The sequence below is a fragment of the Bradyrhizobium sp. U87765 SZCCT0048 genome, assembly GCF_018131225.1.
In the GTDB taxonomy this organism is placed as follows: Bacteria; Pseudomonadota; Alphaproteobacteria; order Rhizobiales; family Xanthobacteraceae; genus Bradyrhizobium_A.
On the sequence record NZ_JAFCMM010000001.1, the window covers coordinates 766,750 to 779,283 of the forward strand.

Sequence of the window (12,534 nt, forward strand, 5' to 3'; positions counted from 1 at the left end):
CATGCCCGGCTTCACTCGCCGCGACTTCATCGCCGCCGCTGCCGCCCTGCCAATCGCCGCATCGGCGCGGGCGCAGGATGCCGCGCCCCTGATCACCCGGGCCGTCCCCGGCGACAGCAGGCAGCTGCCCGCTGTCGGCCTCGGCACCGCCGTCCTCTTCAACAGCAACGACGAGGCAACGCGGCAGAAAGCCGATGCTGTGACACGGGCGCTGGTCGCCGCCGGCGGCCGCCTGATCGACACGGCTTCGACCTACGGCCTTGCCGAGACGGTGTTCGGCGAGATCATCGCGGCCGCCGGACTCCGCAACAAGCTGTTCATCGCCAGCAAGGTCGAAGCGCCGGACGCCGACGAGCTCAAACGCTCGCTGACCCGCCTGAAGGTCAGCCAGCTCGACCTGCTGCAGCTCCACAATGTCCACGACCCGCTGCAGTCGCTGGCGCAGTTCAGGGAATGGAAAGCCCAGGGATTGTGCCGTCATATCGGCATCACCTCGACCTTCCGCGGCGACCTGCCGGCGATCGAGGCGGTACTCCGGCGCGAGAAGCCGGAGTTCGTGCAGGTCGATTACTCCATCGACAATCGCGAGGCCGAAAGCCGGGTGCTGCCGATCGCCGCCGAGACTGGCGCAGGCGTGCTTACCGCGCTGCCGTTCGGCCGCGGCCGCCTGTTCCGCGCCGTCCATGGCAAGGAACTGCCCGACTGGGCGAAACCGTTCGCGGCAAGCTGGGCACAGTTCTTCCTGAAATATCTCATCGGCGATCCGCGCGTCACCGCGGTCATTCCCGGCACCGGCGACGCCGCCCACATGACCGACAACGCCGGCGCGATGCGTGGGCCGCTGCCCGATACGGCGCAACGCAAGCAGATGGCGGCGTTCGTGGATGGGCTATAGCGCGAGCAAGACCCTTCTCCTCATCCTGAGGAGCCCGCGTAGCGTGCATCTCGAAGGATGAGGCCGAGGCCTGTAACACACGGGCCTCATGGTTCGAGACGGCGCTGGCGCGCCTCCTCACCATGAGGGGATGGGATACGGCGCGGCGAAGACGATGTCGTCGGCACCTCGTCGACCTGTCGCCGGTGACCGGGCACTGCATATCGCGGATATCGCTGCGCGCATCCGGGCTACGGACCGCTACGGGCGGTGGATCATGATAGTGAAGCCCTCATCATGCGACGGCGCGACGAAATGGCTGGTGATGATATCGAACTCCGCATCGGTCACGGTGTAAGCATGGTCGCCTCTCGCATTCCGCTCGCGCAGCCGCGCCCGGCAGACCTCGTCCGGCACATCGAGATAGTGCAGTCGATGCCCGACACCGGCCTCTTCGACGATCCCGCGCATCCATGCGCGGTTCGCCGGCGTGTTCGCCGGGAAGTCGAGCACCACTGACAGCCCCGCCCGCAGCAGCGCCGCGAGATGCGGCGCCATCACGCCGCGCAGCCGCGCCGAACAGCGGCCGTAGTCAGCAACGGTGCGAATCTCGCCGGGATAGAGGCCGGACAGCCAGTCGTCTTCGGCGACAGTCACCGTATGGGGCTGAGCCCCGAGTTCGACAGCCAGCGTCGATTTGCCGGCAGCGATCTTGCCGCACAGCAGGTGCAGCACCGTATCATGGGGAAACATGGAACAGACCTTATGAGGCGCACGCGGCGCCGTGAACACACAGGGGCGAACGGACCCGGCCCGACGGATCAGGCCGGGTGGTTAATTCGACCGCGGAGCGCGGTCCCTGCGTGGTGAACGACGAAGGTCATGGGGAGAATGTGCCAGATGGAGATGCCGGCGTCCAGTCGTCGCGAACGTCGCGCAGCGATCCTCCCTCTCTCCTCGTCCTGAGGAGCCCGCGTAGCGGGCGTCTCGAAGGATGAGGCCGAGGCCCGTAACGCACGGGCCTCATCGTTCGAGACGGCGCTAGCGCGCCTCCTCACCATGAGGGGATGGGATACTGCAAGACCTGAAACAATCCTTGGAACGTCACCCGGGTGAGCGCTGCGACACCCGGGCGACCGAGCACCGCACATCCCGGATATCGCTTCGCTCATCCGAGCGACGCGCTACGGGGAGCTGTCGTAGGGCGGTGATGACGCAGAATGTCAGGATGCGCATCACCTGCCTGGCGCAGAGCCCTCGTCAAATCCCCAAGAACTTGGCGCGAATGCTGTCGTCGGCGAGCAGCGCGGCATTGTCGCCGCTCCAGATCACCTCGCCCTTCTCGATGGCGTAGTGGCGGTCGGCGAACTCGCCGAGGGCATCGACCTCCTTGTCGATGATCAGCATCGCAAGGCCCTGTCCCTTGAGCGCCTTGAGGCGGGCCCAGATCTCCTCGCGGATCACCGGCGCGAGCCCTTCGGTCGCCTCGTCGAGCACCAGAAGGTTCGGATTGGTCATCAGCGCCCGGCCGATCGCCAGCATCTGCTGCTCGCCGCCCGACAGCTGGTTGCCGCCGTTGGTCAGCCGCGCGCCGAGCCGCGGGAAGAACTCGATCACCTTGTCCATGGTCCAGGGATCGGCGGCCCGCAGCGGGTTGGCGGCCGCCATCAGCAGGTTCTCGCGCACCGTGAGGTTCGGGAAGATGTGCCGCCCCTCGGGCACAAGGCCAAGACCAAGCCGCGCGATGCGATGCGGCGGCAGCCGGCCGATGGCCTCGCCGGCGAGACGAATGTCGCCGGAGCGGATCGGCAGCAGGCCGGACAGCGTGCGCACGGTCGTGGTCTTGCCCATGCCGTTGCGGCCGAGCAGCGTCACGACCTCGCCCGGACCGATGGCAAAGGACATGCCGAACAGCACCTGGCTCGAACCGTAGGCGGCGGTGAGATTGGAAACCTCAAGCAGCATTGGCGCGCTCTACCTTCTTGTCTTGACGCGTTGTCTTCACGTGACGTGGACCGGTGCCCGTTTCACTCGAAGACGCTCTACTTCTTGCCGAGATAGGCGGCCCGCACCCGCGGGTCCGCCCGCACGGTGTCGGCGCTGCCGCTGGCGATCGCCTGTCCCGCGACCAGCACGGTGACACGGTCGGCAAGCGCAAACACCGCGTTCATGTCGTGCTCGACCAAGAGGATCGCGTAGTCGCGCTTGAGGTTCGACAGCAGGCGGGTCATGCGCGCGCTATCCTCGCGGCCCATGCCTGCCATCGGCTCGTCGAGCAGCAGCAGGCGCGGCTGCATCGCCAGCGCCATGGCGAGCTCGAGCTGGCGGCGTTCGCCATGGGAGACATCGGCGGCGCGGCGCTCGGGCTGCGACAGACCGACGACGTCGAGCGCCGCGCGCGCAGGCGCGGTCAGCGCCGGATCGTGGTGGACGCTGCGCCAGAAGCGGAAGCTGTGGCCGATGCGGGCCTGGATGGCCACAGCGACATTGCCGAGCAGAGAGAACTCCGGGAACACCGACGTGATCTGGAACGAGCGCGCGAGACCGATACGGGCGCGGCGATGCGCCGGCTCGGCGGTGATGTCGCGGCCGCCGAAACGGATCGTGCCTTCGTCCGGCGTCAGGTCGCCCTGGAGCTGGGAGATCAGCGAGGTCTTGCCGGCGCCGTTCGGTCCGATCAGCGCCAGGGTTTCACCCGGCTGAACGTCGAGATCAAGGTTGTTGGTGGCAACGAGCCCGCCAAAGCGCTTGACGAGCCCCTTCACCTGCAGCAGCGGCTCAGTCATCGTGCGCTCCTCTGTCCGGTCACGAGCCGCAGCAGATCGACGAGACCGCCGCGCAGCGTCACCACCACCGCGATGATGAACAAGCCGAAGGCGAGCTGCCAATGCACCGACCAGCCTGACAGCACGATCTCCAGAACCAGGAACGCAGCGGCGCCGATCACGGGTCCCCAGACCACCGCCATGCCGCCGAGCACGCACATCACGACGAGGTCGCCGGAGCGCACCCACGACATATCGGCGGGGCTGATGAACTGCTGGCCGGAGGCGAGCAGCGCGCCGGCAAGCCCGGCGATGGCGCCGGACAGCGCGAAGGCGGCGAGCTTGTAACGCAGCGGCGGAATGCCGAGCGCGGTCAGCCGTCGCTCGTTCTGGGCGGCTGCGCGCAGCACGATGCCAAAGCGGCTGTCGATCAGGCGCTGCAGCACGACCAGCACGATCGCAAGCACCACGAGACAGCCATAGTAGAACGGCACTCGGCCCGTCGCCGCGCGGCCGAACAGCGTCAGGTCCGTGGTGATCTGCAGGCCGTCCTCGCCGCCGTACTGCTGCAGCGCGATGAAGAAGTAGAACAGCATCTGGTTGAAGGCGAGCGTAATCATGATGAAGTAGGAGCCGCTGGTGCGCAGCGAGATCACCCCCATCAGCGCGGCCGCGCCCGCCGACACCAGCATCGCCAGCGGCAGCACCAGCGCGAGTTCGCCGGAGCCAGGCAACACGCCGAGGAACAGATCGCCGGCATCGGCATGGAACGCCATGATGCCGACGACATAGCCGCCGATGCCGAACAGGCCGGCATGCAGCAGGCTGACCAGACCGCCGAAACCGAGCACCAGGTTGAGCGCGACAGCGGCGATCGAAAACACCACGATCCGGGTGCCGATCTTGATCAGGAACGGGTTGCCGAGCCAGGACGCGGCCAGCGGCACGAGGGCCAAGAGCACGATCAGCACCGCGATGGCGGCGAGATCGGCGAACGGCCGGCGGGGAGCGGCAGGGAGCGCCGCGACAAGGGTCTGTTCGGACATCGGCTCAACCATGTCTCATCAGCTATGGACCGGGAACAAGCCGCGCGGCCGCCACGCCAGGATCGCGGCCATCATCATGAAAATCAGCATACTGCCGAGCGCCGGCGGCAGCAGCACACGGCCAAAGGTATCGACGACGCCAATGAGGATGGCCGCGATGAACGCGCCCTTGATCGAGCCGATACCTCCGATCACGGTGACGACGAGGGCGAGGATCAGCACCGGCTCGCCCATGCCAACCTGCACCGCGCTGATCGGACCGGCCATGATGCCGGCGAGCCCCGCAAGCGCAGCGCCGGCGGCGAACACCAGCAGGAAGATCAGTTCGACATTGACGCCCATGGCGGAGGCGATGTCGCGGTTGCTGGCCCCTGCCCTCACCCACATACCGATGCGGGTGTGGACGACAATGAAATAGAGCGCGATCGCGACGATGATGCCGACGCCGAGAATGGCAAGGCGGAAGCTCGGATAGACAACGCCGGGCGCCACCGTGACCGCGCCGGACAGCAGCGACGGCAGCGCCATCGGCACCGGCACCGCGCCCCACACCATGCGCACGACCTCGTTGAGCACCATGATCAGGCCGAAGGTCACCAGCACCTGGTCGAGATGGCCGCGGTGGTAGAAACGCCTGAGCACCGCGGCTTCCAGCAGCGCGCCGGCAAGCGCGGTGGCCGGCACGGCGACCACCAGCGCCACCATGAAGCTGCCGGTGCGCGCGAGCACGGCGGCCGCGAGGAACGCACCGATCATGAACAGCGACCCGTGGGTCAGGTTGATCATGTTCATGATGCCGAACACCAGCGTCAGGCCGGCCGCCATCAGGAACAGCTGCACCCCGAGTTGCAGTCCATTGAGCGACTGTTCGATGAACAGCGCAGCACCCATCATAACCTCCAAAAGGCCATTTGCGGCCGCGCAGTCTTTTTAATGTCTTGAGCCGGGCGATTGCCCGGATCATTGTCAGCGTCGCATCTCTTCGAGGCTTTCCCGGGCGAACAGGACACCCTCCCCGTCATCCTGAGGTGCGCGCTCTTGCGCGCCTCGAAGGATGAACGGCCGCTGAGCTGCGGCAGGGGCCGTCGCCCTTCGAGGGTCCCGCTGCGCAACGCAAAGTTGGGTTTACCCGACTTGCGTCTTGACCAGGAACGCAACTCGGCAAGCCGAGTTGCTGTCCACCTCAGGGTAACGGATTACGCTAATCCTGCCTCGCAGGACCTTACTTCATCGCGCACTCGCCGACATAGGAGTCAGCCTGGTCCGCCTTGATCAGCTCCAGTCGCTTCATGCCGGGGCGGCCCTTGGCGTCCTTGACGATCTCGGCCAGGTAGGAGTCCTGGATCGGGTGATGGTTGGTGTTGAACTTGAAGTTGCCGCGCACGCTGTCGAACTTGACGGTCTCCAGCGCCTTCTGGAACGCGGCCTTGTCCTCGATCTTGCCGCCGATCGTCTTGAGCGCGGCGTCGAGCAGGCGGGCGCCGTCATAGGCGTTGGCGGCGTTTGGCGACGGCACGCGGCCGTAGGCGGCCTCGAAGTCGGCGACGAACTTCTTGCTGGTAGCGTTGTCGAAGTCCTCGGTCCAGAACGTGGACGCGAATGCGCCGATGGCGGCATCGCCCATGCCGGGCAGCACGGTCTGGTCGAGCGAGAACGACGGGCCATACAGCTTGATCTGGTCCTTCAGGCCAGCCTGGGCGTACTGCTTGACGAAGTTGATGCCCATGCCGCCGGGATAGAAGAAGAACACGGCGTCGGGCTTGGCCGCGCGCAGCTGCGCGATTTCGGCGGCGTAGTCGAGCTGGCCGAACGCGGTGTAGACCTCGCCGGCGATCTCGCCCTTGAAGGTGCGCTTGAAGCCGGCGAGGAAGTCCTTGCCCGCCGGATAGTTCGGCGCCATCAGGTAGACGCGCTTGACGTTGTTCTCACGAAGATAGATGCCCATCGCTTCGGGCAGCGTGTCGTTCTGGAACGAGGCGTTGAAATAGTGCGGGTTGCACAGCTTGCCGGCATACTGCGAAGGCCCGGCGTTGACGCTGAACACGAACGCACCGGAATCCAGCACGGGCTTGGCCACCGCCAGCATCACGTTGGAAAAGTTGATGCCGGTGATGATCTCGACGCGATCGCTCTCGATCATCTTGTCGGAAAGCTGGCGGCCGACGTCCGGCTTGGCCTGATCGTCGCCCTGCACGACCTCGACGGGACGGCCGCCGAGCGTGCTGCCGGTGCTCTTGATGCCGAGCTTGAAGCCGTCGAGCAGCTCCTGGCCGAGCTGGCCGGACGGCCCCGAGAACGTCGAGATGAACCCGATCTTGATCGGGTCCGCCGCCATGGCGCCAGCGGTGCCCAGCAGCAGTGCGGCGGCAGCCGCGGCGAATACGGTCGTCTTCATCACTATACCCTCCTCCGTGAGTGAGGGGCCCCTTGGCGCGGAGCCCTCGTTGCTTGGTGTGTCGTGGTCGGAACGAACGGGCGGCGCCATGCGCCGCCCGCCGCATCAGCCGATGGTGATGGCGATCTCGCCGAGGCCGTCGATACCGCCGGTGACCTTGTCACCCCTGACGATGGCGCCGACGCCCGCGGGCGTGCCGGTCATGATCAGGTCGCCGGGCTTGAGCACCATGGAGCGCGACAGGATCGAGATGATGTCCGGCACCGGCCAGATCAGCTCGGTGAGGTCCGCGTCCTGCTTCACGGCGCCGTTGACGGCGAGCCAGATGCGGCCCTTGGCCGGATGCTGGCCATCCCGAACGCGATGCAGCGGCGCGATCGGCGCCGACTGGTCGAACGCCTTGCCCCAGTCCCACGGGCGGCCCTTGTCGCGCGCCTCGAACTGCAGGTCGCGGCGTGTGAGATCGATGCCGACGCCATAGCCGTACACGAGGTCGAGCGCCGCCTCGCGGCTGATGTCGAACGCCTCGCGGCCGATCGCGACGATCAGCTCGATCTCGTAGTGGAAGTTGCTGGTTTCCGGCGGGTACGGCACGGTGACGCCACTGTCCACCACCGCGTCCGCCGGCTTGGTGAAGAAGAACGGCGGCTCGCGATCCGGATCCTTGCCCATCTCGCGGGCGTGCGCGGCGTAGTTGCGGCCGACGCAGAACACGCGGCGCACCGGAAACCGCGCCGTCTCGCCGGCGACGGCGACCGTCGGCGGCACGGGCGGATTGAAAACGTAGTCAGTCATTCGTGGTCCTCAGGCGTTGCCGCGGTCTTCGCGGAACAGGTCGAGCTTCTGCTGCACGGGTCGGTCGGAGAAGCTGAACAGCACGGCGTCCTCGTCGGCCTCGTGGGTCACCCAGTGCCAGCTCGGCACCACGAAGACGTCGCGGGGCCCCCATTCGAACACCTGGTCGCCGATGCGCGAGCGGCCGCGGCCCTCGATGGGCGCGAACACGGTGGCATCGGTGGAGCGATAGCGCGCCGTGGAGAAGCCCTTGGGCAGCAGCTGGATGAAGGTGCCGATGGTCGGCATGGCGAACTCGCCGGTCACCGGATTGGTGTAGCGCAGCTTGAGGCCGTGACAGGGATCCCACTCGCTGTTGTTTCTGGCCGTCTCCAGCGCCTCGCGGGTGTGGGCATAGGGATAGTTGAACACCGGCGACGTCTTCGACGTCCGCTTGAGATCGACCGGCAGCAGGTTGTGGCCGTAGCGGGCGAAGCTGTCGCCGGCGGGACGGGTGATCGGCTGCTCGTCCTCGGCCAGGCCTTCGGCGAACGAGGCATCGAAGAACTGCACCACCGGAATATCGAGACCGTCGAGCCAGAACATCGGCTCGCTGGTCTGGTTGCCGTGATCATGCCAGGTCATCGACGGGGTGATGACGAAATCGCCGGGCTCCATCGTGGTGCGCTCGCCATCCACCGCGGTGTAGGCCCCCTTGCCTTCGAGGATGAACCGCAGCGCCGACTGGGTGTGCCGATGCGCCGGCGCGACTTCCCCCGGCATCACCAGCTGCACACCGGCATAGAGCGACGTCGTGATCTTGGACTGGCCGCGCAGGCCCGGGTTCTCGAGGATCAGCACGCGCCGTTCGGCTTCCTTGGCGGTGATCAGACCGCCTGCCTCGATCATGTAGGCGCGGATCGCATCGAAGCTCCAGAGGTGCGGACGGCACGGGCTCTTCGGCTGCGGCGTAATGAGATCGCCCATCACGTTCCACAGGGCCGACAGGTTTTCGCCGTCGATCTTGCGGTAAAAAGCTTCGCGCTCAGGTGTCTTCTGAATGGCGTGATCCATGATCAGCCTCCCGGGTTTCTTGATCGTGATTGATTGACAGCATACTGATCGAATGTGTACTGTCAATCATCAAACAAGCGGCGCGCGCGACAAAAAGCCCGAAGGCCCCAGGGAGAGATTTGATGAAATTGCATGGCTACTTCCGCAGCAGCGCGTCGTACCGGGTGCGGATCGCCCTCAATCTCAAGGGGCTGACGGTCGAGCATCTCCCCCATCACCTGCGCAAGGGCGAGCAGCGCGCGCCGGATTACCTCAAGCTCAACCCGCAGGGCCTCGTTCCCACCCTGATCGACGATCAGGGCGACGTGCTGACACAGTCGCTCGCCATCATCGAATGGCTCGACGAGACCCATCCGATCCCGCCATTGTTGCCGCGCGACCCGCTCACGCGCGCCCGTGTGCGTGCGTTCGCCATGGCGATCGCCTGCGACACTCACCCGGTGCAGAATCTCAAGGTGCTGGCACGGCTGCGTCAGCTCGGCCTTCCCGAAGAGCAGGTCACCGCCTGGGCCGGCTGGGCCAACCAGGACGGCCTCGAGGCCTGCGAGGCGCTGCTCGCCGGGGAGGACGGGCCGTTCTGCTTCGGCAACGCCCCCACCCTCGCCGATCTCTGCCTCGTGCCGCAGCTCGCCAACGCCCGGCGCTTCGGCGTCGCCGTCGACAAGTTCCCGCGGCTGATGACGGCGGAAGCCGCCGCCCGCTCCCTCAAGGCGTTCGCGGACGCCGCACCCGATCGTCAACCCGATGCCGAATAAGGACGACCATCCGTCGATGGACGACGTCTACACCAAGCCGGGCTACCTGTTCCGGCGGATGCAGCAGATCGCCGTCTCCATCTTCATGGAAGAGTGCAAGACGTTCGACCTGACGCCGGTGCAGTACGCCGCACTGGTGGCCATCCGCAGTCATCCCGGCATCGACGCGACGCGGCTGTCCGCCGTGATCGCGTTCGACCGCTCGACCCTCGGCAGCGTGCTGGAACGGCTGGAAACCAAGGGCTACGTCCAGCGCAAGCCCGGCGCCGACGACAAGCGCGTCAAGCTGCTGCATCTCACCCCGAGCGGCGCTGCGCTGCTGCGCGAGGTGATGGCCTCGGTCGATCGCGCCCAGGCGCGCATGCTCGAGCCGTTGAAGCCGGCCGACCGCAAGACCCTGCTGGGGCTTTTGATCCAGCTCGTCGATCTCAACAACGAGGTGTCCCGCGTCCCGCTGCGGGCGGAGGACGCCGTCGAACATCTCAAGAAAACAACCTGACGGAGGCATCCTTGACCACCAACGCCGGCGCACGTCCCGTATTGATCGCAGGTGGCGGCATAGGCGGCCTCGCCGCCGCCGTGGGCCTCGCGCGCAAGGGCATCCGCAGCATCGTGCTGGAAAAGGCGCCGGCGCTCGGCGAGATCGGCGCCGGCATCCAGCTCGGGCCGAACGCCTTCCATGCCTTCGATTATCTCGGCGTCGGCGAGGCCGCGCGTGGCATGGCGGTGTATGTCGACCAGCTCCGCCTGATGGATGCGCTCACCGCCGAGGAAATCACCCATATCGACCTGCGCGAAGCCTTTCGCTCGCGCTTCAAGAACCCTTATGCGGTCGTGCACCGCGGCGACCTTCATGGCGTGTTCCTGAAGACCTGCCAGGCCGATCCGCGGATCGAGCTGCGCGTCAGCAGCGAGGTCGTCGGCTACGACCAGGACGGCTCGTCGGTCACCGCGCGCCTCGCCTCCGGCGACACCGTCACCGGCTCGCTGCTGATCGGCGCCGACGGCCTGTGGTCGAACATCCGCAAGAAGGTGGTCAACGACGGCGCGCCGCGGGTGTCCGGCCACACCACCTACCGCTCGGTGATCCCGACCGAGCAGATGCCGGAAGACCTGCGCTGGAATGCAGCGACGCTGTGGGCCGGCCCGAAGTGCCACATCGTGCACTATCCCCTGTCCGGCTGGAAGGTGTTCAACCTCGTCGTGACCTACCACAACGACGCCCCCGAGCCGGTCGCCGGCAAGCCGGTGTCGGAAGAAGAGGTGATGAAGGGTTTTCATCACGTCCACCCGCGCGCGCAGAACATCATCCGCCACGGCAAGGACTGGAAGCTGTGGGTGCTGTGCGACCGCGAGCCCGTCGAGACCTGGATCGACGGCCGCGTCGCCCTGCTCGGCGACGCCGCCCATCCGATGATGCAATACTTCGCGCAGGGCGCGTGCATGGCGCTGGAAGATGCAGTCTGCCTGTCGCACATGCTCGACAAGTATCCGGACGATCACGCCACCGCGCTCGAGGTCTACCGCAAGCAGCGCATGGTGCGCACCGCCCGCGTGCAATTACAGTCGCGCGCCATCGGCGAGCACATCTACCACCCCGCCGGCGCCCATGCCGTGCTGCGCAATGAAATCATGCGCGCGAAGTCGTCGGAGGATTACTACAACCACCTCGCGTGGCTGTATGGCGGCACGGGGCTTGGGGAGTGAGCAAGACGACCGCACCCCGCCTGTAACCCGTCATCCTGAGGTGCGCGCTCTTGCGCGCCTCGAAGGATGAACGGCCGCTGAGCTGCTTTCCGGGCCGTCGCCCTTCTAGGGCCATGCGTTGCATGGCCTGCTCAGGGTGACGGATTGATGATCAAAAGCCAGCGAACGCACCGCAGCACTGTAGCCCGCATGAGCGCTGCGACATGCGGGGCTCCGAATGCAGGCCCCACGGATGTCGCTGCGCTCATCCGGGCTACGGCAACACCGCTTACGCCAACCCGCGTGTCAGATCGCTGAACACCTCTTCCACGGTAAAACGCCGCGAGATCAGCTTCTGCTGCGCGGCGTAGGCGATGATCAGCTCCAACGCCGGGCGCATGGCGGCAAGGCCGAACGGTGTTCCGTCCGGCACCGTCGCGGGGGCACGTGCCCTCGCTTCCTTCAGCAGGCGATAGACCTCGCGCACCGTGTCCGGATCGCCGTCGTTGAGCGTCTGGCTGACCACCACCACATGGTTGATCGGCATCACGCCGTGTCTGGCGTACCACGCCCTTGCCTCGGCCTCGGGATCGCCGAACAGCGGCTTGAGGCGCGGATCGGCCGAGGTCTCGCCGAGCGCCGCGTCGATCTCGCCATCGAGCAGCATCTGCAGGATGGTCTTGCCCGCCGGCGCCCGGGTCGTCGTGTCCCGGTACTCGGCGACATGAGGATCCTCGTAGGTGATCCATTCGATGCCATCGAGATCGACACCATGGTCATTGGCCAGAATGCCACGCAGCCAGGCGCCGGAGGTGGTGGTGAAGGAGCGGATGCCGACACGCTTGCCGGCGAGATCCGCAACCGTCAGCCGCCGCCGCTCGGCGTTGTACAGCGCGGACGCATGGGCAAAGCGCCCCATCACGGTCGCCGGCAACAGCACCATCGGCTTGCCGTGGTCGCGCGCCATCAGATAGGTGACCAGCGCCATTTCAGAGACGTCGAACGCCTGCTGCCGCACCATCGGCTTGAAGCCTTTGTTGGTGGGCGTGTAGTCGGCGAAATCGAACGCCACGCGGCTGGAGGCCACCTCCCCGCTCTTGAGCGCCTTTGTTCCGGGATGATCGCCCAGCAGGATGCGCAGGCGTTTCGCTTCAGACGACATGAT

Annotated in this window: 13 protein-coding genes; 4 read left to right on the forward strand and 9 right to left on the reverse strand. The window is 66.4% G+C overall.

The window, feature by feature from the left end:
* Window position 1: 1 nt before the first annotated feature.
* Window positions 2-895, forward strand: coding sequence for an aldo/keto reductase (locus tag JQ639_RS03325; RefSeq protein ID WP_211969418.1), 894 nt, complete (start codon window positions 2-4; stop codon window positions 893-895).
* Between the two features lie 240 nt (window positions 896-1,135).
* Here JQ639_RS03325 and JQ639_RS03330 read toward each other — a convergent pair whose 3' ends face one another.
* From JQ639_RS03330 to gtdA, 8 genes are all read right to left on the reverse strand, one after another.
* Complete coding sequence (locus JQ639_RS03330) at window positions 1,136-1,627, reverse strand: P-loop nucleotide/nucleoside kinase family protein (protein ID WP_211969417.1); 492 nt, start codon at window positions 1,625-1,627, stop codon at window positions 1,136-1,138.
* A 507-nt stretch (window positions 1,628-2,134) separates the two neighbouring features.
* A complete protein-coding gene (locus JQ639_RS03335; protein ID WP_211969416.1) occupies window positions 2,135-2,839 on the reverse strand; it encodes an ABC transporter ATP-binding protein in 705 nt (234 codons plus the stop codon).
* A gap of 77 nt (window positions 2,840-2,916) precedes the next feature.
* On the reverse strand, window positions 2,917-3,660 hold the full coding sequence (locus JQ639_RS03340; protein WP_211969415.1) for an ABC transporter ATP-binding protein: 744 nt from the start codon (window positions 3,658-3,660) through the stop codon (window positions 2,917-2,919).
* Window positions 3,657-4,685, reverse strand: coding sequence for a branched-chain amino acid ABC transporter permease (locus JQ639_RS03345; protein WP_211969414.1), 1,029 nt, complete (start codon window positions 4,683-4,685; stop codon window positions 3,657-3,659). The genes JQ639_RS03340 and JQ639_RS03345 overlap by 4 nt, the downstream gene beginning before the upstream one ends.
* Window positions 4,686-4,703: 18 nt before the next feature.
* Entirely contained in the window at window positions 4,704-5,576 is an 873-nt protein-coding gene (locus JQ639_RS03350) for a branched-chain amino acid ABC transporter permease (RefSeq protein ID WP_211969413.1), read from the reverse strand.
* A 331-nt stretch (window positions 5,577-5,907) separates the two neighbouring features.
* A complete protein-coding gene (locus JQ639_RS03355; RefSeq protein WP_211969412.1) occupies window positions 5,908-7,080 on the reverse strand; it encodes an ABC transporter substrate-binding protein in 1,173 nt (390 codons plus the stop codon).
* Window positions 7,081-7,185: 105 nt separating this feature from the next.
* Window positions 7,186-7,875: a fumarylacetoacetate hydrolase family protein gene (locus JQ639_RS03360; protein ID WP_211969411.1), complete on the reverse strand. Its 690-nt coding sequence runs from the start codon at window positions 7,873-7,875 to the stop codon at window positions 7,186-7,188.
* Window positions 7,876-7,884: 9 nt separating this feature from the next.
* Window positions 7,885-8,928, reverse strand: coding sequence for a gentisate 1,2-dioxygenase (gtdA, locus tag JQ639_RS03365; RefSeq protein WP_211969410.1), 1,044 nt, complete (start codon window positions 8,926-8,928; stop codon window positions 7,885-7,887).
* Window positions 8,929-9,050: 122 nt separating this feature from the next.
* On the opposite strand from gtdA, the gene maiA reads away from it, so the two are divergent.
* The 3 genes from maiA to JQ639_RS03380 are packed head-to-tail and all read left to right on the forward strand — an operon-like array spanning window position 9,051 to window position 11,390.
* Window positions 9,051-9,683, forward strand: coding sequence for a maleylacetoacetate isomerase (maiA, locus tag JQ639_RS03370; RefSeq protein ID WP_211969409.1), 633 nt, complete (start codon window positions 9,051-9,053; stop codon window positions 9,681-9,683).
* Window positions 9,673-10,182 (forward strand): MarR family winged helix-turn-helix transcriptional regulator, encoded by a 510-nt coding sequence (locus JQ639_RS03375; protein WP_211969408.1) that lies wholly within the window; start codon window positions 9,673-9,675, stop codon window positions 10,180-10,182. Before maiA ends, JQ639_RS03375 begins: the two co-directional genes overlap by 11 nt.
* An 11-nt stretch (window positions 10,183-10,193) precedes the next feature.
* Complete coding sequence (locus JQ639_RS03380; protein ID WP_211969407.1) at window positions 10,194-11,390, forward strand: 3-hydroxybenzoate 6-monooxygenase; 1,197 nt, start codon at window positions 10,194-10,196, stop codon at window positions 11,388-11,390.
* Between the two features lie 268 nt (window positions 11,391-11,658).
* Here the strand turns inward: JQ639_RS03380 and JQ639_RS03385 are convergent, their stop codons facing one another.
* Window positions 11,659-12,531: a substrate-binding domain-containing protein gene (locus JQ639_RS03385; RefSeq protein WP_211969406.1), complete on the reverse strand. Its 873-nt coding sequence runs from the start codon at window positions 12,529-12,531 to the stop codon at window positions 11,659-11,661.
* Window positions 12,532-12,534 lie beyond the last annotated feature (3 nt).